Origin of the sequence: Oceanobacillus kimchii X50 (assembly GCF_000340475.1) — a bacterium.
GTDB lineage: Bacteria > Bacillota > Bacilli > Bacillales > Amphibacillaceae > Oceanobacillus > Oceanobacillus kimchii.
In genome coordinates this window covers 1412998-1438425 of sequence record NZ_CM001792.1, presented here as the reverse complement: position 1 = coordinate 1438425, position 25428 = coordinate 1412998, and the positions used below count along the sequence as shown (strand labels likewise).

Annotated in this window: 27 protein-coding genes; 12 read left to right on the top strand and 15 right to left on the bottom strand. The window is 33.8% G+C overall.

The window, feature by feature from the left end; genetic code table 11:
• Window positions 1–52 precede the first annotated feature (52 nt).
• From lpdA to C794_RS07595, 5 genes are all read right to left on the bottom strand, one after another.
• Window positions 53–1459 carry a dihydrolipoyl dehydrogenase gene (gene lpdA / locus C794_RS07615; protein ID WP_017796538.1) on the bottom strand — a complete coding sequence of 469 codons (1407 nt, stop codon included), beginning with the start codon at window positions 1457–1459 and terminating at the stop codon, window positions 53–55.
• A 3-nt stretch (window positions 1460–1462) separates the two neighbouring features.
• Window positions 1463–2743 carry a dihydrolipoamide acetyltransferase family protein gene (locus tag C794_RS07610; protein ID WP_017796537.1) on the bottom strand — a complete coding sequence of 427 codons (1281 nt, stop codon included), beginning with the start codon at window positions 2741–2743 and terminating at the stop codon, window positions 1463–1465.
• 23 nt (window positions 2744–2766) lie between these two features.
• Window positions 2767–3744 (bottom strand): alpha-ketoacid dehydrogenase subunit beta, encoded by a 978-nt coding sequence (locus tag C794_RS07605; RefSeq protein ID WP_017796536.1) that lies wholly within the window; start codon window positions 3742–3744, stop codon window positions 2767–2769.
• Window positions 3745–3747: 3 nt separating this feature from the next.
• The gene (pdhA, locus tag C794_RS07600; protein ID WP_017796535.1) at window positions 3748–4830 is read right to left on the bottom strand and encodes a pyruvate dehydrogenase (acetyl-transferring) E1 component subunit alpha; all 1083 of its coding nucleotides are present in this window, start codon (window positions 4828–4830) and stop codon (window positions 3748–3750) included.
• Between the two features lie 559 nt (window positions 4831–5389).
• Window positions 5390–6073, bottom strand: a complete 684-nt coding sequence (locus C794_RS07595) for a YkyA family protein (protein WP_017796534.1) — start codon at window positions 6071–6073, stop codon at window positions 5390–5392.
• Between the two features lie 237 nt (window positions 6074–6310).
• On the opposite strand from C794_RS07595, the gene def reads away from it, so the two are divergent.
• From def to rnjA, 3 genes are all read left to right on the top strand, one after another.
• Complete coding sequence (gene def, locus C794_RS07590; protein WP_017796533.1) at window positions 6311–6862, top strand: peptide deformylase; 552 nt, start codon at window positions 6311–6313, stop codon at window positions 6860–6862.
• Window positions 6863–7435: 573 nt separating this feature from the next.
• Window positions 7436–7651 (top strand): DNA-dependent RNA polymerase subunit epsilon, encoded by a 216-nt coding sequence (locus tag C794_RS07580; protein WP_017796532.1) that lies wholly within the window; start codon window positions 7436–7438, stop codon window positions 7649–7651.
• Between the two features lie 3 nt (window positions 7652–7654).
• Window positions 7655–9322: a ribonuclease J1 gene (gene rnjA, locus C794_RS07575; RefSeq protein WP_017796531.1), complete on the top strand. Its 1668-nt coding sequence runs from the start codon at window positions 7655–7657 to the stop codon at window positions 9320–9322.
• 357 nt (window positions 9323–9679) lie between these two features.
• Here rnjA and C794_RS07570 read toward each other — a convergent pair whose 3' ends face one another.
• From C794_RS07570 to cbpB, 8 genes are all read right to left on the bottom strand, one after another.
• A complete protein-coding gene (locus tag C794_RS07570) occupies window positions 9680–10342 on the bottom strand; it encodes a potassium channel family protein (protein ID WP_017796530.1) in 663 nt (220 codons plus the stop codon).
• An 86-nt stretch (window positions 10343–10428) separates the two neighbouring features.
• Window positions 10429–12261 carry an ABC transporter ATP-binding protein gene (locus tag C794_RS07565; RefSeq protein ID WP_017796529.1) on the bottom strand — a complete coding sequence of 611 codons (1833 nt, stop codon included), beginning with the start codon at window positions 12259–12261 and terminating at the stop codon, window positions 10429–10431.
• A 12-nt stretch (window positions 12262–12273) separates the two neighbouring features.
• Entirely contained in the window at window positions 12274–14022 is a 1749-nt protein-coding gene (locus C794_RS07560; RefSeq protein ID WP_017796528.1) for an ABC transporter ATP-binding protein, read from the bottom strand.
• 329 nt (window positions 14023–14351) lie between these two features.
• Window positions 14352–14780, bottom strand: coding sequence for a TlpA family protein disulfide reductase (locus C794_RS07555; RefSeq protein ID WP_017796527.1), 429 nt, complete (start codon window positions 14778–14780; stop codon window positions 14352–14354).
• Between the two features lie 146 nt (window positions 14781–14926).
• Window positions 14927–15169: a YkuS family protein gene (locus tag C794_RS07550; RefSeq protein ID WP_017796526.1), complete on the bottom strand. Its 243-nt coding sequence runs from the start codon at window positions 15167–15169 to the stop codon at window positions 14927–14929.
• 66 nt (window positions 15170–15235) lie between these two features.
• Entirely contained in the window at window positions 15236–16351 is a 1116-nt protein-coding gene (locus C794_RS07545; RefSeq protein WP_017796525.1) for an N-acetyldiaminopimelate deacetylase, read from the bottom strand.
• 11 nt (window positions 16352–16362) lie between these two features.
• Complete coding sequence (dapD, locus tag C794_RS07540; RefSeq protein WP_017796524.1) at window positions 16363–17073, bottom strand: 2,3,4,5-tetrahydropyridine-2,6-dicarboxylate N-acetyltransferase; 711 nt, start codon at window positions 17071–17073, stop codon at window positions 16363–16365.
• Between the two features lie 127 nt (window positions 17074–17200).
• The gene (cbpB, locus tag C794_RS07535) at window positions 17201–17650 is read right to left on the bottom strand and encodes a cyclic-di-AMP-binding protein CbpB (protein ID WP_017796523.1); all 450 of its coding nucleotides are present in this window, start codon (window positions 17648–17650) and stop codon (window positions 17201–17203) included.
• 179 nt (window positions 17651–17829) lie between these two features.
• Between cbpB and C794_RS07530 the strand changes: the two genes are divergently transcribed.
• The 6 genes from C794_RS07530 to C794_RS07505 all read left to right on the top strand — a co-directional run bounded on the left by C794_RS07530 (window position 17830) and on the right by C794_RS07505 (window position 21837).
• The gene (locus C794_RS07530; RefSeq protein ID WP_017796522.1) at window positions 17830–18141 is read left to right on the top strand and encodes an ArsR/SmtB family transcription factor; all 312 of its coding nucleotides are present in this window, start codon (window positions 17830–17832) and stop codon (window positions 18139–18141) included.
• Between the two features lie 2 nt (window positions 18142–18143).
• On the top strand, window positions 18144–19049 hold the full coding sequence (locus C794_RS07525; RefSeq protein ID WP_017796521.1) for a cation diffusion facilitator family transporter: 906 nt from the start codon (window positions 18144–18146) through the stop codon (window positions 19047–19049).
• A gap of 183 nt (window positions 19050–19232) precedes the next feature.
• On the top strand, window positions 19233–20084 hold the full coding sequence (locus C794_RS07520; protein WP_017796520.1) for a metallophosphoesterase: 852 nt from the start codon (window positions 19233–19235) through the stop codon (window positions 20082–20084).
• Window positions 20085–20326: 242 nt separating this feature from the next.
• Window positions 20327–20899: an SCO family protein gene (locus C794_RS07515; RefSeq protein ID WP_017796519.1), complete on the top strand. Its 573-nt coding sequence runs from the start codon at window positions 20327–20329 to the stop codon at window positions 20897–20899.
• A 198-nt stretch (window positions 20900–21097) separates the two neighbouring features.
• Window positions 21098–21568 carry a YkyB family protein gene (locus tag C794_RS07510; RefSeq protein ID WP_017796518.1) on the top strand — a complete coding sequence of 157 codons (471 nt, stop codon included), beginning with the start codon at window positions 21098–21100 and terminating at the stop codon, window positions 21566–21568.
• Between the two features lie 53 nt (window positions 21569–21621).
• Window positions 21622–21837 carry a hypothetical protein gene (locus C794_RS07505; protein ID WP_017796517.1) on the top strand — a complete coding sequence of 72 codons (216 nt, stop codon included), beginning with the start codon at window positions 21622–21624 and terminating at the stop codon, window positions 21835–21837.
• A gap of 21 nt (window positions 21838–21858) precedes the next feature.
• Here C794_RS07505 and C794_RS07500 read toward each other — a convergent pair whose 3' ends face one another.
• Entirely contained in the window at window positions 21859–22191 is a 333-nt protein-coding gene (locus C794_RS07500) for a hypothetical protein (RefSeq protein ID WP_017796516.1), read from the bottom strand.
• A 107-nt stretch (window positions 22192–22298) separates the two neighbouring features.
• Between C794_RS07500 and C794_RS07495 the strand changes: the two genes are divergently transcribed.
• Window positions 22299–23195, top strand: a complete 897-nt coding sequence (locus tag C794_RS07495; RefSeq protein ID WP_017796515.1) for a DMT family transporter — start codon at window positions 22299–22301, stop codon at window positions 23193–23195.
• A 26-nt stretch (window positions 23196–23221) separates the two neighbouring features.
• Here the strand turns inward: C794_RS07495 and C794_RS20405 are convergent, their stop codons facing one another.
• Window positions 23222–23368: an FbpB family small basic protein gene (locus tag C794_RS20405; protein WP_017796514.1), complete on the bottom strand. Its 147-nt coding sequence runs from the start codon at window positions 23366–23368 to the stop codon at window positions 23222–23224.
• Between the two features lie 119 nt (window positions 23369–23487).
• Here C794_RS20405 and C794_RS07485 point away from each other — a divergent pair, with 119 nt between their 5' ends.
• Complete coding sequence (locus tag C794_RS07485; protein ID WP_017796513.1) at window positions 23488–24639, top strand: aminotransferase A; 1152 nt, start codon at window positions 23488–23490, stop codon at window positions 24637–24639.
• A gap of 94 nt (window positions 24640–24733) precedes the next feature.
• Window positions 24734–25258, top strand: a complete 525-nt coding sequence (lepB, locus tag C794_RS07480) for a signal peptidase I (protein WP_017796512.1) — start codon at window positions 24734–24736, stop codon at window positions 25256–25258.
• Window positions 25259–25428: the final 170 nt, after the last annotated feature.

Below are 25428 nucleotides of genomic sequence, written 5' to 3'. Positions count from 1 at the left end.
AAGCTGCCAAGTAATTGATTAGCAATTTACTTGGCAGCTTTTATTTTATTTATTACATAGTATGAATTGGTGTACCTAAAGCTACTTCTGCTGCTTCCATTGTAATCTCACCTAATGTTGGATGAGCATGGATAGTTAATGAAATATCTTCAGCAGTCATACCAGCTTCGATTGCTAAACCGATCTCAGAAATCATATCACTAGCATTTGGACCAGCAATTTGTCCACCGATTACTAAACCATCATCTTTACGAGTGATTAGTTTTAAGAAACCATCTGTGTTATTTAAAGAAAGTGCACGGCCATTCGCAGCAAATGGGAATTTACCCACTTTCACATCATAGCCAGCATCTTTTGCATCTTGTTCAGACATACCAACTGTAGCTAATTCAGGTTCTGTAAATGCTACTGCAGGAATACCTACGTAGTCGATTTCAGATTTTTCTCCGCTAATAGCTTCAGCAGCAATCTTACCTTCATAAGAAGCTTTGTGGGCAAGTGCAGGTCCTTCTACAATATCACCAATTGCATAGATATTATCAACGCTTGTTTTACATTGCTTATCTATTTCAATATGGCCTCTATCTGTCACCTTAACACCCATTTGTTCTAAACCAAGCTCTTCAGTGTTCGGACGACGTCCTACAGTTACAAGTACATAATCTGCCTCAATTGTTTCTTCTTTACCATTCACTTCATAAGAAACTTTTACGCCATCTTTTGTTTCTTCCACACCTTTAGCCATTGCTTCTGTGATGATTGTAGCGCCTTTTTTCTTAAGGCCTTTTTTAACAATTTGCGTCATTTGTTTCTCAAATCCGCCTAAGATGTCTTTTGCACCTTCTAAGAAAGTAATTTCAGTTCCAAAGTTAGCATATGCTGTACCAAGTTCTGTACCTACATATCCAGAACCAATAACTACCATCTTCTTCGGTATTTCTTTTAAGTTCAATGCGCCAGTAGAATCAAGAACGCGATCAGAGAACTTAAATGATGGAATTTCAATTGGCGAAGAACCAGTTGCTAAGATACAATGCTTAAATTTATACGTTTGAGAACTACTCTCTCCAGCAATTTTAGCAGTATTTGCATCTACGAAATATGCTTCACCTTTTACGATATCTACTTTATTACCTTTTAATAAACTCTCAACACCTGAAGTAAGTTTGTTAACAACAGAACCCTTCCAGTCTTGAACTTTAGAAAAGTCGACTTCTACTTTATCTGTTTTAATTCCAAGATCTTCAGATCCATGAGCATTTTCATATTTATGGCCAGCTTCAATTAGTGCTTTAGAAGGGATACAGCCTACATTTAAGCAAACTCCACCTAAAGCTCCTTTATCTACGATTGTTACTTTTTGACCTAGTTGTGCAGCACGAATTGCCGCAACATAGCCACCAGGTCCTGCCCCAACGACTAGAGTATCTACTTCTACCGGAAAATCTCCTACTACCATTACTTACGCCTCCATCATAATTAATTGTGGATCATTCAATAATCGTTTAATTTGATTTAGTGCAAGTTGTGCTGTTGCGCCGTCAACGATACGATGATCAAAGCTTAAGGATACAGCGAGAACTGGAGCTACTACAATTTCACCATCACGAACAACTGGTTTATCAGCGATACGTCCAATACCAAGAATAACTGCTTCTGGGTAGTTTAATACTGGAGTAAACCACTGTCCACCAGCAGAACCAATATTAGAAATAGTGTTAGAAGCACCTTTCATCTCATCAGGTTTAAGTTTACCATCTCGAGCTTTCCCTGCCAATTCATTGATTTCTTGAGAGATTTGGAAAATAGATTTCTTATCAGAATCTTTTACAACTGGAACTAATAGACCTCTATCAGTGTCTGCTGCAATTCCAATGTTGTAATAATGCTTCTCAACAATCTCATCCGTATTTTCATCAATATAAGAATTCAAGATTGGGAACTTCTTGGACGCAGATACTAATGCTTTAACTACATAAGGTAAATAAGTTAATTTAATATCTTGCTCAGCAGCAACTGCTTTGAATTTCTTACGGTGAGCAACAAGTTCTGTTACATCAATTTCATCCATAAGTGTAACATGAGGTGCTTTTGATTTCGAATTAACCATTGATTTAGCAATAGATTTACGGATTGCAGTCATTTTCTCACGTGTTTCTGGATACTGACCTTGAGGTGCAGCTTTCGATTCTTGTTTATCTTCAGAAGAAGCTTCAGCTTTGTCCTCGGATACTTCACTAGATGGCTGGTCACCACTTAGATAGCTTTCTACATCTTCTTTAAGAATACGACCATTTTTACCAGTTCCGTTTACTTCTTTGATATTAACGTCGTTATCACGTGCAAATTTACGTACAGAAGGCATTGCAATTACACGAGTATCATCAGATTGCTCGCTTGACTCTTCTTCTTTTGGCGCTTCTTTTTCTTCTTTAGAATCTGTAGATTTTTCTTCTTCAGGCTCAGAAGATGAATCATCAGCACTATCACCTTCATCATCATAACCTTCTGCATCAAAAGAAATTAGTGTATCTCCTACTACTGCAACATCGCCTTCAGCAACGTGAATCTTTGTAACTTTTCCATCTACTTGAGAAGGAATTTCAACAACTGATTTGTCGTTTTGTACTTCACAAAGTACATCATCTTCTTTTACTTCGTCGCCTTCTTTTACGAACCACTTTACTATTTCACCTTCATGGATACCTTCACCAATATCCGGTAACTTAAAATTAAATGCCATGCTATGAAACCTCCTAAACTATTTTAGAAATTAATTACTTCGTTTACTTTCTCTACGATATCTTTATGGTTTGGCAACCATGTTTCTTCTGCATCAGAGAACGAATAAACTGTATCAGGAGCGCTAACTCGTAGAATTGGTGCCTCTAAGTCTAGAATTGCTCTTTCTTGAATTTCTGAAATAACTTGACCTGCAACCCCTGCTTGACGCTGTGCTTCTTGTACAACAACTACACGATTTGTTTTCTTTACAGATGCTAGGATTGTTTCGTAGTCAATTGGAGAAACTGTACGTAAGTCAATTACTTCTGCTTGAATTCCGTCTTTTTCCAATTCTTCAGCAGCTTTCAAAGATGAATGTACCATTGCACCATAGGATACTAATGTTACATCAGAACCTTCGCGTTTTACATCAGCTTTCCCAATTTCAACAGTATAGTCTTCTTCAGGAACTTCACCACGGAAAGAACGATATAATTTCATATGCTCCAAGAATACTACCGGATCGTTATCACGAATAGCAGAAATCAATAGACCTTTTGCTTCATACGGTGTTGAAGGAATAACGACTTTTAAACCTGGTTGTTGAGCCATTAGACCTTCTAATGAATCAGCGTGTAATTCTGGCGTATGGACTCCTCCACCAAATGGTGCACGAACAGTAATCGGTGCATTATAATGACCGCCAGAACGATAACGCATACGCGCCATTTGTCCACTTATAGAATCCATTACTTCATATACGAAGCCGAAGAATTGAATTTCTGGTACTGGACGAAATCCTTCTAATGCTAAACCGATCGCAAGTCCGCCGATTCCAGATTCAGCAAGTGGTGTATCAAACACACGATCTTCACCAAATTCATCTTGAAGACCTTCTGTTGCACGGAATACTCCGCCATTTTGTCCAACGTCTTCACCAAAAACAAGCACGTTTTCATCATTTTTCAATTCTACGCGCATTGCATCAGTGATAGCTTGAATCATTGTCATTTGTGCCATGATTTACTTCGACTCCTTTTCTTTATAAATTTCATTTTGCTCCTGTAGATGAGTTGGTAGCTCTTCGTACATATTAGCAATTAAATCAGTAACTTTTTGTTTAGGTTGCTCTTCTGCTTGTTTGATTGCTTTTTTAATATCTTCTTTTGCTTGCTCAATAGCCTTATTTTCGTCTTCTTCTGACCAAAGCTTTTTGCTTTCAAGGTACGTACGGAAACGAACGATTGGATCTTTTTTCTCCCATTCGTTGTCCATATCTTCCGTACGGTAACGAGTAGGATCGTCCCCAGATAAAGTATGTGGACCAAAACGATACGTTAATGTTTCGATTAATGTTGGACCTTCACCGTTAATTGCACGTTCACGAGCAAATTTAGTTGCAGCATATACTGCTAAAACATCCATACCATCAACTTGTATTCCTTCGATTCCGGCAGCAACTGCTTTTTGTGCTAACGTTTTAGCATTTGTTTGTTTTTCTACTGGTACAGAAATAGCAAAACGGTTGTTTTGAACTACGAAAATTGCAGGAGCTTTATATGCACCAGCAAAATTAATACCTTCATAGAAATCACCTTGGGAAGTACCACCATCACCAGTGTAAGTAATAGCTACATTCTTCTTACCACGTTTTTTAATTCCAAGTGCTACACCAGCAGTTTGTACATACTGTGCACCAATAATAATTTGTGGGCTAAGAGCTCTTAATTCATCAGGGTATTGGTTACCGTGAAAATGTCCTTTAGAGAATAAGAATGCTTGATATAGCGGAAGACCTTGCCAAATTAATTGTGGAACATCACGATATCCCGGTAAAATAAAGTCTTCTTTTTCTAGTGCGAACTGGCTTCCAAGTTGAGAAGCTTCTTGTCCAGCAGTTGGTGCATAGAAACCTAATCTCCCTTGACGGTTTAAGGCAGTTGAACGTTGATCAAGTATACGTGTGTATACCATACGTTTCATAATCTCCTTAAGCTCATCATCAGATAGATCGGGCATATCATCTTTGTTAACTATTTTTCCATTTTCATCTAGAATTTGGAACATTTCGAACTGACTCTCAATATTTTCAAGTACTTGTTTCAAAATGGTTCACCTCTTCCTTTCCATATATGCTTTATTATTTTCTTTCCTAGCCTACCCAAGATCGCAAAAAATTACATATTATTCGTCTACCCTTTCTGAGAATATCATAATCATGTCATTCTCCATAAGAAATCTGTTACAAAAATATCCAGAAAGATAATGATACAATTTTTTGTCTCCTATATATTATCTTATTTTCCTATTATGGTCAAACACTTTGTATTCTTAGAATAACACATTTAATAACGATTTCAAAAAACCCATTACATCAAATAAAGCATTCCAGTAAAACTGTATTATTATTGAATAAGAACTGTATTAATAAAAAAGATACAGATACTCTATTATGCGTCGACATTATTTGGAACATTTAGAACATATTGTTCTACTCAAACAGTTTATATATCATAAATGAAATTGATTTCAGTGAGAAGTTCTTCTTCCAATTATGCTCTTCGTATAAGCTTTTTAATCTTGAAAGGTCTATCACTCAAGTAAAATATCCCATCAAAAAAACACGCGATAAAACTTGTTTATCGCGTGTTTTTATAAATCTAATTTACTCTTTTTGTTCTGCTTCCGGTTCTTCATCATATGTTACATTTAAATCCGTACTTTCATAAAACTCTCGTTTTAAAGCATTATACTCAACTGTAAATTCATTAAATCCTTCATTCGCTTCGATTACTTTTTCATAACTATCGTTTACAGCATTTATTTGTTCCGTTAATTTTTCTTGCTCTAGATCTTCTTGTTGTAATAGTTCGTATAATTCCTTTTCTAAGCTTAATGAATTCATATATGCATCATTCAATGTATAATAAGATTCATAACGTTGATTCATTACTTCTACCATATTTTCTGCATTTGTTAACGATTCTTCTTTATCAATATCATTAATTAGTTCTTCAATATTGCTAAATTCTTCCTCTGATGCTTCAATACTTCCCCTCTCAGCAGTAATCTTTTCTTCTCTGTCTTCAATAACTGTTATTGCCTCATTTGCCAGTTCATTTATTTTATCAATTTCATCTACGCCTAAATCGATAATTTGATTGTAAATCTCTTGTTCCTTTTCTTCTAACTCCGTAATCTCTTCTTGTTGATTCTCAAAATCCTCTTCTAATGCAACAGCCTCTTCTAAATGACTATGTATTTTTTCCTCAGTAGTTTCATTGTTACAACCTGTAATAACTAGAATAAATATAATTGATAATACCGTTAGCAGTCCCCTCTTAAACACTAATAACTCCTCCTATATCTCTGTTTCGATGTTTACAGTATTTTTGTAAATTATACCATAAATAATTAGATGAAAAAGTAAATAGTTTCCTTAATTCACCTCTATCATATGTATATTCTATGAAGGAATGAATATGATTATGTTAAAATGATAGAGGTATAAAAATGAAGTAACTTTCATTATTATATATGAATACCCATTTATAAACTAATTTACACATGAAAAGGAGTTAGTATCATGATTACAATGAAAGATATTGTTCGTGAAGGCCACCCGTCTTTAACGAAAAATGCAGAAGTTGTAGAAGTACCATTATCAAAAGATGATAAACAATTACTAGAAGATATGATTCAATTCTTGAAAAATAGTCAAGATGAAGAGATAGCAGAAAAATACGGATTACGAGCTGGTGTGGGTTTAGCAGCTCCTCAATTGGGAATTGAAAAACAGATTATCGCTATCCATTTTGAAGACATAGATGGAAAATTGTATAGTATGGGATTAGTAAACCCTAGAATAATCAGCCATTCAGTAGAACAATCTTATTTATCGAGTGGAGAAGGTTGTTTATCCGTTGATCGCCCTGTAGAAGGCTACGTTCCTCGCCATGCAAGGATTACTATTAAAGCAACCGATATCAATGACCAGCCGGTTAAATTACGACTAAAGGGATATCCAGCAGTTGTATTCCAACATGAGATTGATCATATTAATGGAATTATGTTTTTCGATCGGATCAATAAAGAAAATCCATTTAACATCCCTGAAAATTCTTCTCCAATTGAGTAAGTTAGTGTCGGGTTGTTACTACCCTATACTCAGGGATTAATTACGTTAATCCGAGATAGCGAACTAAAAATCGTATTTCTCGGATTTATATTTTTCATTATTGTACATATTAACTTGTAACATTGTATATTAGCTTGATATTAGCACTAACATAGTATTTACATCACACGTATAGATTTGTTACTTTGGTAAATCATACTAAATAGATGGTTAAATAATGAAACTATTTTTTATAATTTATGGATTTTTATTTAATTATTTACGATTTCGTACTATACTATAGATAAGAGGATTGGACGGTAGAGGGTTAATGTTGCTTTTCGTAAAATATTGGAAGGAGACGTGAGTCCTCATGCTGAAGCGCCTAAAAGAAAAGCTGAAGAAACGGTTTAAAGATTTTTTAGGCAAAGAAGGACGTGTACCAACTACTTTTAGATAATACCATTTTATGTTTACCAATCAATGCAATTTGCCATTTATCAAAACTAGGTAAGCCCACGGAAACTTACCTAATATAACGGAATGTAATATCATAGAGATAAAATTAATTTTTTATATGTTAGGAGAGATGAAATGATTTTTAAAGTTTTATATCAGGAACTTCCAAACGAAGTTCCAGTAAGAGAACGCACCAAGAGCTTATACGTAGAAGCTGAAACTATACGTGAAGTCCGTAAAAAAATAAGCAATAGTGACCATAACTATAATATTGAATTTGTTCAACCGTTGGATGAGGCACACCTCCAATATGAAAAAGACACTGGAAAATTAGAATTGGAGAACCTCTAGCTCATGAAATTTGTTAAAAATGATCAAGCTGCTGTTTTCGCTCTAGGTGGACTAGGTGAAATCGGTAAAAATACGTATGCCATTCAATTTCAAGATGAAATTATTTTAATTGATGCTGGGATTAAATTTCCTGAAGATGAACTTTTGGGAATTGACTATGTTATCCCTGATTATACGTATTTAGTACAAAACGAAGATAAGATAAAAGGGTTAATTATTACCCATGGTCACGAAGACCACATTGGTGGTATTCCATTTTTACTGCGTGAGATTAATGTGCCAATTTACGCAGGTCCATTAGCAATTGGACTAATTCGCAATAAATTAGAAGAGCATGGCTTACTAAGAAATGCAAAACTAATTACAATTCAAGAAGATGATATTATTAAATTCCGAAAAACATCCGTTAGCTTTTTCCGTACGACACATAGTATTCCTGATTCTTATGGAGTCGTAGTAAAAACACCACCAGGTAACATTGTTCATACAGGTGATTTCAAATTTGATTTCACGCCTGTTGGCGAACCGGCTAACCTTGCAAAAATGGCAGAGATTGGTTCTGAAGGTGTATTATGCCTTCTATCAGACAGTACAAATAGTGAAGTACCTGGTTTTACAATGTCCGAACGTGTCGTTGGAGAAAGTATTCACGATATATTCAGCAGAGTCGATGGCAGATTGATCTTCGCAACATTTGCTTCCAACATCTATCGTTTACAACAAGTTGTGGAAGCAGCTGTTAAGCACAATCGTAAAGTAGCTGTATTTGGTAGAAGTATGGAATCTGCTATAAACATTGGTTTGGAATTGGGTTATATCCAAGCTCCGAAGGATACATTTATTGAAGGTAACCAGATTAATCGTCTTCCAGCTAACGAAGTAACGATCCTCTGTACTGGTTCCCAAGGTGAAACAATGGCGGCATTGTCTCGTATTGCCAATGGTACACATAGACAAATTCAATTAATTCCAGGAGACACTGTAGTATTCTCTTCCTCTCCAATCCCGGGGAATACTGTCAGCGTGAGCAGAACCATTAATAAATTATATCGAGCAGGTGCAGATGTTATCCATGGTAAGTTGAGTAACATTCATACCTCTGGTCATGGAAGTCAAGAAGAACAAAAACTAATGCTTCGTTTAATTCGTCCGAAATTTTTCATGCCAATACACGGAGAATACCGTATGTTAAAAGAACATGTTAAATTAGGAGAACTTTGTGATGTAGAAGCTGAGAATTCATTTGTAATGGATAATGGTGATGTTCTTGCACTAAGTAAAGACCATGCAGCTATCGCTGGAAAAATACCTTCTGGTTCCGTTTACGTAGATGGTAGTGGAATTGGTGATATAGGAAATATTGTACTAAGAGATCGTCGTATCTTATCTGAAGAAGGATTAGTAATTGTTGTAGTCAGCATTAACATGAGTGATTTCAAGATTGCTTCTGGTCCAGATATTATCTCTCGAGGTTTTGTATATATGAGAGAGTCTGAAGACTTGATTAATCAAGCTCAAAAATTAGTATCCAATCATTTAGAAAAAGTAATGGAACGCAAAACAACACAATGGTCGGAAATTAAAAATGAAATTACTGACACGATTGCTCCATTCTTATATGAAAAAACAAAAAGACGTCCGATGGTACTTCCAATTATCATGGAGGTTTAAAGAACACAGGCGCAAGCGCTCGTTTAGAAACGAAGCGCTTGCGCCTGTATTTTTAAATGAGATTGCGACATGTGGAAAGAAGGCCGAGGCGAGATCCCGGAATTCGGAGCCAGAGGCTGACCAGTCGAATTAGAATAACCGGAGTATATTTCTGAAGCGGGATTTCAAAACTTATTCATTCGCACCTTTCGCGTAAATACTTTTGTCCCAAACTCTTTTTCCTTTGAGATAAAGGAATCACGGTGGGTTGACAAATCAATAATAGATTTCCTATATAATAAAAACAAGAACTATCTTCTGAAGGGTTTTTAATTACCGCTCTTGAAGATAGTTCTTTTTTATGTGAAAAAGGCCTCGTTAATCAATAACAAGCTCTCTTTCAAATCTTGTGATATCTTTATCCGCTCCAATGACAATTAGTACGTCCCCTTCTTGTAGTGCTTGTTCAGCACTTGGAGATACATTAATATCATGCCCCTTTTTAATTGCTACTATGTTGCAACCAAAATTAGCCCGGATATCAAGCTCAATCAAACTCTTTCCAATCATTTTTTCCCCTGCTTTTACTTCAACAATACTATGATCATCCGATAATTCTAGATAGTCTAAAATGTTACTTGAAATAAAATTATGTGCTAATCGCTTGCCCATATCTCTTTCAGGATGAACAACCTGATGTACTCCAATTTTATTTAAGATTTTTTCGTGATAATCATTTTGTGCTTTAACGGTTATTTTATTTACTCCCATATCCGTCAAAATTACAGCTGTAAGTATACTTGCTTGAATATTTTCTCCTATCGCTACAACTACATGATCAAAATTACTAATACCTATTTGTTTTAACGCATCTTCATCTGTTGAATCAGCTAGCACTGTATGATAGGCTATATTCTTATACTCATTAATTCTTTCTTCATCTGAATCAATCGCTAATACATGCATTCCTTCTTTACTAAGCTCACGACAAATACTTCCTCCAAAACGACCTAATCCAATTACAGCAAAATCTTTATTCATTATATAGCCTCCAATTATAAACTACAACTATCATACTAGCACATAAAAAAAGGAGCAACTAATTTTAAAATTGCTCCCCATTTGCTTTACATTGCTTCTAACATGGTAAACTGTGACTTCACTAGTTCATAATACTTTCCTCTTTGTTGTATTAACGATTGATGATTTCCTTGTTCCAAAATTTCTCCTTGTTCAAGAACAAATATTTTATCTGCTTCTCGAATTGTAGAAAGCCTATGCGCAATAATGATAGAAGTTCTTCCTTTTAACAATCGTTTTAAAGCTTTTTGTATCTTCACTTCTGATTCTGTATCAATACTGGCAGTTGCTTCATCAAGGATAATAATACTAGGATTTGCTAACAAAGCTCTGGCAAACGATAATAACTGTCTTTCACCAGCTGAAAGAATATTTCCTCTCTCTTCCACTTCTGTCTGATACCCATCTGCCAGACGTTGAATAAAGTCGTCCGCTCCTACTACTTTAGCAGCATCGATAACTTCTTCGTCGGTTGCAGTCGGTCTTCCAAAACGTATATTTTCCATAATTGTTCCAGAGAATATAAATGTATCTTGTAATACTACACTAATTTTTTGACGAAGACTATCAATCGTAACATCTCGTAAATCTCTTCCATCAATTTTTACTGCTCCAGAAGTAGGGTCGTAGAATCTACTTATTAGATTGGCAATTGTAGACTTGCCGCTTCCTGTATGACCAACTAAAGCAATGGTCTCGCCAGCATTAATATGAATAGATAGTTTTTTCAATGCAATTCTATCTTTATTGTAAGAGAACTCAACTTCATCAAATTCGATTTCTCCATGCATCTCGTCAATGTTATACGCATTGGTCTTTTCTGCTACATTAGGGCGTTCATCCAGGAATTCAAAAATTCTCTCAGATGATGCCATTGCCATTAAGAGCTGATTATACATCTGCCCAAGACGTGATATGGGTTCCCAAAACATTCCCAGAAAAAAAGCAAAAGAAACAAATGTACCCACTGTTATGGTATCATTTAATATTAAATATGCTCCATAAGAGATAAGTATAATTGTACCCGCAGCATCACAAATATCTACAAGCGGACGAAACATGGCACTCTTCTTAGCAGCATCACGAAAACTTTGGAAAAACCCAGTATTTACACCGTCGAAGAACTCCGCATTCTCTTTTTCCTGTGAAAAAGATTGAGTAATACGCATCCCTTGAATACCTTCATTTAAGTGTGAGTTCATCCTAGATTGATGCAGTCTTACCACTTGCCATGAACGACGTATTTTACGACGTAATGTTGTTGATATTAAAAACATTAATGGAATAATAATAATTACTGCTAAAGCAAGCGGTGGACTTAATACAAATAGTATTACTAAAATCCCCGATAACATTAATAAATCCATTAATAAGTTGATAATTCCATTTGTAAATAATTCCTGCAGAGAATTTATATCATTGAGAATTCGAACTAAAATAGATCCTGCTGAACGGCTATCAAAAAATCGGTGTGACAATCGTTGAACATGAGAAAATAGCTTTTGTCGCAAATCATAGATAACATTTTGTCCTAAGATATTCACCCATTTAATTCGAAATGTATTCGCAACAAAACTTATACCATAAAGAATTGCAATACCGATTACTAAATATGTTAATAACGTAGTATCTTTATTTGCAATTGCAACATCAAATGCTACTTTACCAATTAAAATCGGTATTGCTAAGCGGATTGCTGTTGATACCATCATTGCTAAAACTGCTCCAGGTAAATAAGTCTTCGAATACGGTTTTAAAAATTGTAAGAGCCTCCACATCTGCTGCCAGTTAAAAGGTTTTTCAATTGCTTGATCAATTGTATAATGAAACCGTTGTAAATGTTTACTTTCTGATTTTAGATTATCCTTATTTTTCGCCATCTATCTCACCTCCTATTTAACCGCACTCAATATTTCTTCTCGATCTTGGTATTGAATCTTAAATATACGTTCATACGGACCATTATTGTTTACGAGATAATCATGTGTACCTCTCTCTACAATTTCTCCATCTTCTAACACTAATATTTCATCTGCGTGTTTTAACGAAGAAATACGATGAGCTATAATAAAGGAAGTACGATTCTTCATTACTTCACGTAACGCTTTTTGAATATTAAATTCCGTTTCCATATCTACCGCAGAAGTAGCATCATCAAGAATGAGTATACTAGGATTAATACAAATCGCACGTGCAATTGCTATCCTTTGTTTCTGACCACCTGATAATCCCATACCCCTTTCTCCCAGAAGCGTGTCATATCCATTCGGTAGTTCCATAATAAAATCATGTGCTTGAGCTCTTTTCGCTGCTTGAATTATTTGATCTTCTGTGACCTCAGGATTTCCATAAGATATATTTTCTCGAATTGTTGTAGAAAAAAGGAACGGCTCTTGTAATACAAATCCAATCTGACTTCGAAGCGTCTTTAGCTTATAATCACTTACTGGAAGTCCGTCAAGTAAAACTTCTCCTTGTTCAGGTTCGTAAAATCTAGTAATTAATTGGGTAATACTTGTTTTTCCAGATCCAGTTGCACCAATTAAACCAATTGTTTTTCCCGGAGGAGCATCAAAACTAATATTCTTTAATGCTTCATCATCGTTCTTAATATAAGTTAATGTGACATCATTAAATTGTACATGTCCTTTTATAGTTGCTTCTATTGCTGATTCTTTCTCAACAATATCTTCCTTCGCTTCTAATATTTCTAACAATCTTTCTCCAGATGCTTTCGCTTGGGAAAACTGATTAATAATAAATCCTAAATTCATTAATGGTCCCATGATATACCATACCAGACTAAAAAAAGCGACCAATTCCCCTGGATTCAAGGATTCATTAATAACTAAGAACCCACCATAAGCTAGCAGAATCACTGCGGATACATTACCTATAAACTCCATCATTGGAAAGAATCTTGCCCACAGTTTTGATGTAAATAAATACTTCTGTCGATAATTATCATTACTATTAGAGAACCTTCCAATTTCAAAGTCTTCTCTGGATAATGATTTGACAGTATTCATCCCACTTATATTCTCTTGAACTCGTGTATTTAATTGTCCAAAAGATTTTCTTACATTACGAAAAGCTGGATGAACGCGTTTATCAAACTGAAAGACAACGATTGCTAAGAAAGGCATAGCTGCCATTGTTACAAGTGCCAATGGAACAGAGTAATAAAACATAATAGATAAACTAATAAGTATGAGTGATATTATTCGTAACAACTCTGCAAATCCAACTGAAAGAAAAAACCTAAACCCTTCTACATCAGCAGTTAACCGGGACATAATATCTCCAGTTTTAGCATTATCATAATATTTAAATGCTAAAGTTTGTAACTTATCATAAAGAGATTCTCTTAGCTTATAGACGGAAGTCATACCGAATAGATCGCCTAAGTATTGGAACGAAAACGTAGAGAAACCTTTGATAACCATTAACCCTAAGAAAAGTCCGCAAATCCATGGAATTAATTCATAACGTGACTGAAGTACAACATCATCAATCGTAATTTGTAGCATAATCGGATATACTACAGTAATCGAAGTAACAACTAACATAAACAATATAGACCATATAAAATACTTTTTATAAGGCCAATAAAAACGTTTTAGTTTCTTAAATGTTTCCAAATTTATTCCTCCTTTCACTTTTTACGTAATTATTAATATAACGGTTTCCGAAATAAATATCCACTATATTTTTAAATTTTTTTAAAATTATTTTTTTGCGCACTATTTTATGTAGTTAGATAAGCATACAATTTATGTATAAAAAAAGCAGATGGTTGTGTAAGCATCTAACAAGGAACATAAGAATGTAAAGAAAAGTTTTTAAGTCTATATTTACATTCAACTTGTTCCCATCTGAACCTCACAGTTTCATCTGCTTCTTATACTCTAATCGAATTGATATCAATAAATTTTAAATTGAATCAATTTCATAATTGTTTTATTACACTTTATCTCCTGGATAATCTTGCTATTTTGTTTTCAAGTAACGATGTATTACTTTTTCCTGACTGACTAAAACGAAGTTTACTTTCCTGATCAAATAAATAAAATGCAGGTACATATTTCACCCGAAACAATTGGCTTAAACTTTCATCCGTATCTGCAATTTTTGATGCAATTACATTAAATTGTGAAGACTTGTTACGTATTTTATTTAAATCATTGTCTTCATCAACTAGTGGTGTATGAATAAGGATTATTTGAGTATCACTAAAGTTATTTTGAAGTTTAGATAATTGTCTCATTGCCACGGAACAACTATCACAGCTAACCGACCAGAATACAATTAATAGTGGCTTCCCTAATTGAACAGAACGACCTTGATACCATTTTCCTTGTCTATGAAGATTTTCTGGCAAAGTATCATTAATTCGCATATATATTATTCACCTCTTGGAATATAGTCTTTTCTTATATATGTAAGTAATTGCTAATCTGACACAAATAACTGTATTTAAACTTTCCCAAAATAAAAAACTTGTGGAAAAATTATTCTCCACAAGTTTTTTGCGATTATATTTTATTATGATAACTTTTGGTCTACCATGTCACAAATTTGATTGGCACTTTGACCATCAGCATTAATCACAGGGCCAGCAATACTCGTTGTTTGTATCCCCATAACATTATTATCTTGACCAGATACAACACAACAATCACAATTTGATGCATCTTGTTCTGTACGAAGATCTACTACATCATGTCCCATTTCAGATAAAGCTTGCTTTACATCTGTTAAGGTAGATTCTACTGCAATTCGAGCCATTTAATTAACCTCCTAGAAAATATATTTCTAAGAATTAGCTTCTCTAATGCATCCAAATATTATTCATCAAAAAGATTGAATCATTGAAATCACAGCATTCACACCGACTCCAATTGCCTCTTCCTTTGGATTTAACCTTGCATTATGCAATCCATAAGAAGAATCTACTCCTAACCAAAACATAAAACCTGGAATCTCTTTTAACATGTCTCCAAAGTCTTCACCTGTCATTGCAGCACTAGCCTGTTGATAAGCAATGTTTTGTTTTTGAGTTATTACATCTTTAAATTGCTGCACATAGGTAGCATTGTTTACTACTTGGTAATAATTAGCACCATAATCTACTTTAATAGAACAATCATAGCTAATTTCAAAACCTTTCATTAAACGGTTTAATTTACTCTTAATCATATCTATTGATTCTGCATCCGTTGATCTTATAGTTCCTTCTAAACGAGCAGTTTCTGCAATAGCATTTTGAACATATCCACTTTCCATTTTTCCTATCGTAATTACAGACCCATCAAGTGGATTTAGTCCCCTGGAGACTATTTGTTGTAATTGTACAACAAAATTACTAGCAGCAACCGTCATATCTTTTGTTAAATGGGGATATGCCGCATGTCCACCTACACCTTCAAAATCGATAAATAATTCACTTGTATTCGCAAATAATAAACCAGGTTTAGAAGAAACAGTTCCTATAGGAAGTTCAGGAGAAATATGCAATGCAAAAATCATATCTGGTTTCCATTGTTGAAATTCCTCAGATTCTAGCATTGGCCTAGCTCCACCGGGGCCTTCTTCTGCAGGTTGGAACACAAAAATAACATCATCATCAATTGGATCTTGAATGACTTTTTCCATCGCCCCTAGCGAAATCGTCATGTGTAAATCATGTCCGCAAGCATGCATCCTTCCTTCATGCAATGATGCATAAGGTAGATTCGTTTGCTCTAAAATTGGCAATCCGTCTATATCTGCACGAAAACCAATTTTTCTAGTTGGAGATTTACCGTGAACGTATACAAGAATTCCGGTTTTCCATTGTTTTATTTCAACATTATCTTTAGCAATTTCATTAATTCGTTCTAAAAGATACGTTTGCGTTTTTAATTCCTGAAAGCCTAATTCTGGTATTTGATGTAAATCCCTTCGAATTTGTTGTAAATTTAACATCATTCAACGCAACCTTAATTATCTAATTTACGAAGTTCTTGCTTAATTTCTGTTTTAGATTTTGTTTGTTCATCAATTTCCTTTAGTACTTTGGCTGGTGTACCACCAACAAGCGTATTAGGAGCAACATCTTTTGTGACGATTGAACCAGCTGCCACAATAGATCCTTTTCCAACAGTAATCCCTTCTAAAACAACAACGTTAGCTCCAATTACTACGTCATCTTCTACAATTACTGGCTTAGCAGAAGGTGGTTCGATTACACCTGCAAGAACGGAACCTGCTCCAATATGACAATTCTTTCCTACAGTTGCTCTACCGCCTAACACTGCATTCATATCAATCATTGTTCCTTCTCCAATAACAGATCCGATGTTAATCGAAGCTCCCATCATAATAACAGCCCCATCACCAATCTCTACTTGATCACGAATGATAGCACCAGGTTCAATACGAGCATTGATATTTTTCATATCAAGCATTGGAATAGCTGAATTTCTACGATCATTTTCAACGACATAGTCTTCAATTAATGATTTGTTTTCTTCTATGTATGCTTGAATATCTTTCCACTCACCAAATAATGTTCCACTTTTAGAATCAACAAACGTTTTTATTGAATTAGTCACTGAAAGCTTGTCTAATTCACCCTTTACATATACCTTAACAGGTGTACTTTTTTTACTATCTGATATAAATTGTATAATTTCATTAGCATCCATCATTATTTCAATCCTCCAATATAATAATCTCTTTATTACTTTAGCAGACGGTAAGTTATGTCGCAACTCAGACTATGTAGATTTTTTGTTTTAGAATTAAAAAAATAAACAGCCTCCATAAAAGAAGCTGTTATTTTTTATAAGCATTTATATATATGTTTTTCTTTACTTGTTTTAGAATTGCCCTTCTAGTTAGTATTCCATCAAAATAACCTTCATTATCTACAATACATATAAACGCATGATTAATTACTGCATTTAAACCATCTAGTATCGTATGATCCCTTGTTAATGTTGGTACATCTGTGTTCATTACTTCTTCGACCTTTATTTCAGCAAGTCTTTCCATTTCAAATTTCTCTAGACCTAATGTTTCATTTAAAATGACTGTTTTCCCTATAATTCCTACAAATTTATACGAGGAATCAAGAACCGGTACCGCTGCATAGCCTGATTTTACTAATACTAATAAAGCATGCTCTAATGGATTATTTATCTGTACATGGGCAACTTTTTCTGAAGGAACAAAATAATCACTAATTAACAAGTCAGATAATTGGGTTTCCTGAATCGTACTCAATACACTCGCCCCTTTCTATTTACATCTTGCAAAATAAGTCCATTCATTCTCCAAAACACTCCAACTATATTTTACCATATAAAAATAAATGACACCTCTATATCGTATTCTCTTTTGCAAATTCCAGAAATAAATTATACAATATGAGCATATGATCATATTGTAAAGGGATGAATCCAATGTCTATTAACTATTTAGAAGAAAACTCAATTGAACATATTTCACAGATATTTAAAGCATTATCTGATCCTACTCGTATTCGTATTTTGCATTTACTATTCCAGCAAGAATGTTCCGTTAATGAGATTGTTAAACATTTGAATCTTACGCAATCAGCGATTTCTCATCAATTAAAATATCTAAGACAATTGCATTTAGTTAAGAAGAGGAGAGAAAAGAATATGTACTTTTATTCTCCTGACGACGAGCATGTTATTAAATTGTTAGAACAAGCTATTGAACATATGAAGCATACAACTAAGGAGGAATAATAATGGATCACAACCATGATCATTCCCATCATCATCACCATACAACAAATAAGAAAGTTCTTTTCTGGAGCTTTATTATTATTTTTTCATTTATGATTGTAGAGGCTGTTGGAGGCATACTCACCAATAGTCTAGCTTTATTATCTGATGCTGGGCATATGTTGAGTGATGCAGCTGCTTTAGGATTAACTCTTCTTGCATTTAAAATCGGAGAAAAGAGCATTACCGCTAATAAAACATTTGGTTATAAACGCTTTGAAATTATTGCTGCCTTTATTAATGGTGTAACGCTTATTTTGATTTCAATTTTTATTTTTATCGAAGCCATTCGACGTTTTGTTGAACCACCTGAAGTTAGTGGAACTATGATGATTATTGCCTTTATTGGTTTATGTGTTAATATACTGGTTGCTTGGCTCTTAATGAGGGGAAATGCTGAAGAGAACTTAAATTTAAAAAGCGCACTACTCCATGTAATGGGTGATTTATTAGGATCTATAGGAGCTCTGGTGGCTGGAGCCTTTATTTTACTTTTTAATTGGCATATTGCTGATCCTATTGCGAGTATTATTGTAGCAATACTAATTATTATATCCGGTACTCGTATAACTAAAGATTCGTTGCATATTTTAATGGAAGGTAAGCCAACTAATATTAATATCGCTGAAATGAGAAGAAGTTTATTGTCATTAACTGGAGTAAAAGACGTACACGACATTCATGTATGGTCTATAACTTCCGAATTTCCATCCATGAGCTGTCATATACAAGTAACAGAACAAACAAATAGAGATCAATTATTAGAAGAAGCAACAAGATTACTTCAAGAATCTTTCCGTATATCGCATAGCACTATTCAAATAGAAGGAATGAACATCTCCTCTTGTGAATCATGTGACCATTCATAACACATTATACTAAAGCTGAAAGAAACTAAATGATAAAACGCCAATTATTAACTGTGTAGTTATCTTTCAGCTTTTTCTTTTGTTTACTTTTAATTCATTCAAAACAATTCACTTTATAATTAAAATTTGTATATATTCATGCTATACTTTGTACATCTGTTTATTAAGAGAGGCATGAGATAGATGAACCGAAGAACTTTTATAAAACGCTCTTTCGGGAGTTTAATAACTTTAGTTGGACTTAGTGGTGGGACATATTTTTATGCACGTGATATAGAACCAAATCTATTAAAAATCACTGAAGAACCCATTCACTATCCTAATATCCCAGCTGCCTTTCATAATTTTAAAATCATTCAATTCTCCGATACACATATCGGCTTCCATTATGATTTAGATCAGTTTAAAGAGCTTGCTATAAAAATAAATCAGCTTCAACCAGATTTAATACTATTTAGTGGCGATTTAGTTGATAAACCAAATCAATTCTATTGGGACGATCGAATCGTCGAAATCCTTCGCTCGATGAATGCAGAGCATGGGAAATATTGGATATATGGAAATCATGACCATGGAGGTTATGGTACGGAGATTGTAAAAGATATTATGGAAGCTGGAGAATTTATATTACTACAAAATGAATCTGTACCCATAAGTAAAGATGGTAGTTATTTTACTCTGGCAGGTATTGATGATGTTATGTTAGGAAAACCTGATTTAAATACGGCTTTGCAAAATCAACAAGAAAATGATTTTACTATTCTATTATCCCACGAACCAGATTTTGCCGATATCACCAAAAACTATCCTGTCCAAGTTCAATTATCTGGTCATAGTCATGGTGGTCAGGTACGTTTTCCATTTATTGGGGATCTTTATACTCCCCCCTACGCTGAAAAATATGTACAGGGAAAATATGAACTTCATCAAAATTTTACCCTTTATGTAAACAGTGGAATTGGTACTACTAGGCTTCCCTATCGATTTTTATGTAAGCCAGAACTTCACATGTATGAATTAAAGGCAAAACGATAAGCACCTTCATACCGTTGTGGTTATCGTTCTGCTACCACTAAATATTAGTACTACAAGGCTATGAATTGGTCATTTATGGACAGTTTATCCCTAACTTATCCTTTTTTGCTTAGCCTCTTTTTTTAAAGTGTGGGAATTACTGACTGTTTTATTCGAATAAATGTCATAAATCGTTCATCACACTCTATTCATTTACATGATACAATTACCATAAAATAGTATTGAAAGGGAATTTATAAAAAATGAGAAATTTAATATTATTACTTTTATTAAGCATGGTTCTTGTAGGTTGCGGTGAAGATTATAATATTGAATCAACGATGTCAGAAAAAGTTACTGATTTTCAATTTACCAATCAAGACAATGAAGCTGTTTCATTAGGCGATCTAGAAGGCGAATGGTGGGTTGCCAACTTTATCTTCACTAATTGTACAACGGTATGTATGCCAATGACATATAATATGTCACAGCTACAAGAAATGATTGAAACTGAAAATCTGGATGTGCAGTTAATTTCATTCAGTGTAGATCCCGAAAACGATTCCCCAGAAGTATTAAAAGAATATGCACAAAATTACGATGCCAGCTTTGATAATTGGTCATTATTAACTGGATATGAATTTGAAACAATTCGAGAATTATCGATAAAATCATTTAAAAACTTTATTCAAGCTCCTCCTGAAGGCACAGATCAAGTAACGCACGGCACCTCATTTTTCCTAGTGAGTCCGGAAGGTGAAGTAATTAAAAATTACAATGGAATAGAAGAACAGAGTATGGAAACAATTGTACAAGATCTAAATAAGGTACAATAAATAAATATAAAATCCCAGAAGATCCCATCATACTTATTTTGATAGGATCTTCTCTAATTTATAAAGTAAAATACTCTTTCAGCTATTTCCTACTATAAAAACGATATTTTTAAATTGTTTTTACTACAAGTTATTGAAAATGGACAAGCGTTGCGTTAGGATATAGTATATCTTTTCTTATTGGGAGGAGAAAGAAAAATGTCCGACGATGTATCCGTGCATAAACTTGCACAAGCATTATTTTCTATAAATAAACACGCAAAAACCGCTCCAGAGCCAAAGCACTTATACCAAATTAAAAAGAAAGCAATCCATCAATTATTAAAAGAAAAAAAAGCCAGAAAAATTGGATTGCATTTTTCTGACCATCCAAAACTTAGTAGCCAACATTCTACATTACTAGTAAAAGTAGACCACTACTTCTTTCATATCCCTCCAACGAAGGAAGATTTTAAAACTTTGGAGCATTTGGGTTCATTAGATCAAACATACCGAAATCCTCATACAAAGATGCCACTTTCTCAAGCAAAAAAACTAGTTTATCAATATATTGGTTGGAAACCAGAAAAAAAGAATCCTTCTCAAACAAGAAGATATCAATCGAATTATTATACCCCTTCTTCTTTAGGTAAAATGGAATGGCCACCAACTAAATCAAAACGTTTTTAAGATGTTATATTCATTCTTCTTTTGGGTATAGAACAGAAAGGAGGAATGAAGACATGGAACTTCAAGACTTCATTTATGAATTACACAAGTATGCTGAACAAACACATGTATTAAAAGACAAATTTGAGAAACTATCTGAAACAGAAAAGCAACTTGTGATGAACGCAGCTCCAGATAGCTTAAAAACACCTAATGAATATTTCCATCCGGTATATGAATGGTTGGAAAATACTACAGAACAATTGCATACCCATCAAAATATAAAATAACCAAAGGACAATGTCCTTTGGTTATTTTGCTGGTTTTTTTTGCAAAAAACGTGCTATTGGAGATACAATTATGATACAAAATCCAAATAAAGCACTAATCTGTAAACCAACTTTTAATGCTCGGTTTAATTGAAAACTATCAACATAATTTGTCACAATTAATATGAATATAACTAATAAGAGCGTAACTACTATATAAGACATTAAACGATTCATCTTTCTATTTATTGCCCAACGAGATAATGGTCTGATAAAGTAATAAATAAGCATGCAAAATAGGAAAAAGAGAATTACATAAACATATAATTCATCAATACCTATGTTTCCAAATGTAATAATATCTTGTAACAACATAATCATCTTCCTATATTTATAGTTTATCTTGCATTATTGACATATATAGAAGAGATATACATATTGTTATCATTCATTTCGTTATAAGATCGTCAAGGGGGACTTTAATGTTAAATCGACATATAATACTCATTGTTATTGGAGCAGGACTTTGGGGTACGATTAGTTGGTATGTAAAACAATTGAGTCAATTTGGATTCACTTCGATGGAAATTGTAATATTACGGGCGTGGTCCACAGCAATTATTTTAGTACCTTTCTTATTAATGACCAATAGAAATCAATTAAAATTAAAAGCTTGGTCTGACCTTAAATATTTTATAGGTACTGGAATTTTTAGTATTATTTTCTTTAATTATTGCATGTTTACTGCCATAGAATTAACAACAATTCCAGTTGCTACTTCTTTACTTTACACAGCACCAGCTTTTGTTACTATACTGTCTTGGATTTTATTTAAAGAACAACTGTCCTTATATAAAATTATTGCTTTATTTAGTACACTAATTGGAACTTGTCTAGTTGCTGGTATTGCTGGATCTAGTTGGCAAAATATACATATAACTGGGATATTATTTGGACTAGGTTCAGGATTCGGATATGCACTATATAGTATATTTAGTAAATATGCGCTTCAAAAGTATTCAAGTTTAAGTGTTACCACCTTTACTTTTATCGTCGCAGCTGTTGCATTGATTCCATTTTTCCCATATCAAGCAAAGATGCATTTACTTTTGGATCCAGCTCCTTTCCTTCTTGCTATCGGGCTCGGTTTTCTGCCTACTGCTTTAGCCTATATCTTATATACATATGGTTTACAATTTGTAGAAGCTTCAAAAGCTTCTATATTATCAACGATTGAACCAGTTGTGGCTACATTTATAGGCATTGTAGTTTTTACGGAACCATTTTCTATTATACAATTTATAGGTATGCTCGCGATTATTGGAGCTGTCCTTATCATGCAATTTTCCAATAAACAACAAATAAGACAAGGAACCTAAATACGGTCCCCTGCAGTTATTTTCTCTTAATTCTTTTGTCTCTCAGCAAGAACGATTGCTTCTTGTTTATTTTCTAATCGAAGCTCAATTTGTGTTATACTTTCTTCATCATTTAAAAGTTCTTGTTTATTTTGATTAACTAGCTGCTCAAAATCTAGCGCTTTAGGTCGCATAAGTCATCCTCCTATTTATCTGTTAGTATTATTATACCCGAAAAATATATTATAAATCTAAATTATTTGAACATTTTATTAAAATTTTCCTTAATTATGAAAAAGGTATGGTGAATTATATGGAACATTTATTAAATCAACAAGTACAAAACATTGAAATATCAGGAATTCGAAAGTTTTTTAACCTAGTTTCTAATGAAGAAGACATTGTTTCTTTAACCATTGGTCAACCTGACTTTTATACTCCTAATTCAATTAAACAAGCTTCTATACATGCAATTAAAAATAACCAAACAACTTATACCGCAAATGCTGGTGTTTTGGAATTACGAAAAGCGATTGCTAATTATTACGAATCTCGTTATCAGATTTCATATCATCCAGAATCTGAAATCATTGTAACTTCAGGAGCTTCAGAGGCTATTGATATTACACTCCGCACGATTTTAGAGCCTGGTGATGAAGTAATCTTACCTGCACCCATTTATCCTGGATATGAACCATTAATAACACTGTCAAGAGCAATATCAATCCATGTAGACACAACAAAAACTAATTTTAAATTAACGAAACACCAACTACAAGAAGTAATTACGGACAAGACCAAATGTATAATTATCCCTTCTCCTTCCAATCCAACTGGTGCAGCCTATACAAAGGAGGAGCTAGATGAAATCGTTTCTGTATTAAGAGATAAAAAGATATTTATACTTTCTGATGAAATTTATAGTGAAATTATTTTTGATCAATCTCATGTATCTATAGCTTCATACCCTGAGATGAAAGATCAAACAATTGTAATTAACGGCTTGTCGAAGTCGCATTCCATGACTGGCTATCGTATCGGATACGCTTTAGCACCTAATTGGTTGTCTAAGCATATGTTAAAAGTTCATCAATATAATGTTTCTTGCGCTTCCTCCATCAGTCAATACGCTGCACTAGAAGCTTATAAATCTAACGATAACCATTTACAATTAATTAAAGATACTTATAAAAATAGAAGGGATTTAGTGTATGATCGACTTACTTCAATGGGGGTTGATGTTCAACTACCACAAGGTGCGTTTTACATGTTCCCTCGTTTTCCAATGAAAAATGAAAACTCATTTGAATTTGGTTTGACATTAGTAAAACAAGCGAAAGTTGCACTTGTACCTGGAAGTAGCTTTTCACAACACGGAGAAGGCTTCATGAGATTATCATATGCCTACCACGAAGATGTATTAAATAAGGGTCTAGATCGAATAGAAAAGTTTCTAAACCAGTAAATAATGTTGAGAAAATTTAAGATAATTAATCTCGAAAAATAATAAAATTTATGCTACGATTAATATAACCTATATCATCGGAGGATGGTCCACTGTGACTAACAAAAAAGATAAAAATGAATGGGTCAGTGGCATAAAAGCAATTGTATTAGCTATTATTGTCGCCCTTTTTTTGCGAACGTTCATATTTGCAACCTCTATTGTAGAGGGTGAAAGCATGGCACCTACACTTGAAAACGGGGAAAGAGTTATATTTAATAAAGTAGTTTATATGCTTGATGAACCTGACCGGGGTGATATTGTAATTATTCATCAACCTCCTAAGAATTATGTAAAACGTATTATCGGATTACCTGGAGAGGAAATCGAAATAAAAGATCATCAATTATATATTAATGGAGATGCTTATACGCAATCCTTCCTCTCTAAAGATGCATTATATGCTACAAGCAACTTCGGTCCAATCATCATACCCGAAGAAAATTACTTTGTGATGGGAGATAATCGACTTATTAGTAAAGACAGCCGAAATGGACTTGGATATATACCAAAAGAAGATATCATCGGTAAATCAGAATTAATAATTTATCCTTTTAATGAACTGGGCAGAACAAATTAAAAAAGACAGATTCGATTTTTTAACGAATCTGTCTTTTTATTATTCATTATCCATTAAGCAGTACCCGATATTTAGTACAATAATTCCAAAACAAACAACACCGAATAATAGTTCCATTAAAAAGGCACCCCTTTCCTTTCTATGTACAATTCTATAATTGTAGTATATCC

Excerpts from the sequence above, each read along its gene's own strand:
- lpdA (WP_017796538.1), bottom strand. The coding sequence starts at position 1,459 with ATGGTAGTAGGAGATTTTCCGGTAGAAGTAGATACTCTAGTCGTTGGG.
- C794_RS07610 (WP_017796537.1), bottom strand. The coding sequence starts at position 2,743 with ATGGCATTTAATTTTAAGTTACCGGATATTGGTGAAGGTATCCATGAA.
- C794_RS07605 (WP_017796536.1), bottom strand. The coding sequence starts at position 3,744 with ATGGCACAAATGACAATGATTCAAGCTATCACTGATGCAATGCGCGTA.
- def (WP_017796533.1), top strand. The coding sequence starts at position 6,311 with ATGATTACAATGAAAGATATTGTTCGTGAAGGCCACCCGTCTTTAACG.
- C794_RS07580 (WP_017796532.1), top strand. The coding sequence starts at position 7,436 with ATGATTTTTAAAGTTTTATATCAGGAACTTCCAAACGAAGTTCCAGTA.
- rnjA (WP_017796531.1), top strand. The coding sequence starts at position 7,655 with ATGAAATTTGTTAAAAATGATCAAGCTGCTGTTTTCGCTCTAGGTGGA.
- C794_RS07570 (WP_017796530.1), bottom strand. The coding sequence starts at position 10,342 with ATGAATAAAGATTTTGCTGTAATTGGATTAGGTCGTTTTGGAGGAAGT.
- C794_RS07565 (WP_017796529.1), bottom strand. The coding sequence starts at position 12,261 with ATGGCGAAAAATAAGGATAATCTAAAATCAGAAAGTAAACATTTACAA.
- C794_RS07555 (WP_017796527.1), bottom strand. The coding sequence starts at position 14,780 with ATGCGAATTAATGATACTTTGCCAGAAAATCTTCATAGACAAGGAAAA.
- C794_RS07550 (WP_017796526.1), bottom strand. The coding sequence starts at position 15,169 with ATGGCTCGAATTGCAGTAGAATCTACCTTAACAGATGTAAAGCAAGCT.
- C794_RS07545 (WP_017796525.1), bottom strand. The coding sequence starts at position 16,351 with ATGATGTTAAATTTACAACAAATTCGAAGGGATTTACATCAAATACCA.
- dapD (WP_017796524.1), bottom strand. The coding sequence starts at position 17,073 with ATGATGGATGCTAATGAAATTATACAATTTATATCAGATAGTAAAAAA.
- C794_RS07530 (WP_017796522.1), top strand. The coding sequence starts at position 17,830 with ATGTCTATTAACTATTTAGAAGAAAACTCAATTGAACATATTTCACAG.
- C794_RS07525 (WP_017796521.1), top strand. The coding sequence starts at position 18,144 with ATGGATCACAACCATGATCATTCCCATCATCATCACCATACAACAAAT.
- C794_RS07520 (WP_017796520.1), top strand. The coding sequence starts at position 19,233 with ATGAACCGAAGAACTTTTATAAAACGCTCTTTCGGGAGTTTAATAACT.
- C794_RS07515 (WP_017796519.1), top strand. The coding sequence starts at position 20,327 with ATGAGAAATTTAATATTATTACTTTTATTAAGCATGGTTCTTGTAGGT.
- C794_RS07510 (WP_017796518.1), top strand. The coding sequence starts at position 21,098 with ATGTCCGACGATGTATCCGTGCATAAACTTGCACAAGCATTATTTTCT.
- C794_RS07505 (WP_017796517.1), top strand. The coding sequence starts at position 21,622 with ATGGAACTTCAAGACTTCATTTATGAATTACACAAGTATGCTGAACAA.
- C794_RS07500 (WP_017796516.1), bottom strand. The coding sequence starts at position 22,191 with ATGTTGTTACAAGATATTATTACATTTGGAAACATAGGTATTGATGAA.
- C794_RS07495 (WP_017796515.1), top strand. The coding sequence starts at position 22,299 with ATGTTAAATCGACATATAATACTCATTGTTATTGGAGCAGGACTTTGG.
- C794_RS20405 (WP_017796514.1), bottom strand. The coding sequence starts at position 23,368 with ATGCGACCTAAAGCGCTAGATTTTGAGCAGCTAGTTAATCAAAATAAA.
- C794_RS07485 (WP_017796513.1), top strand. The coding sequence starts at position 23,488 with ATGGAACATTTATTAAATCAACAAGTACAAAACATTGAAATATCAGGA.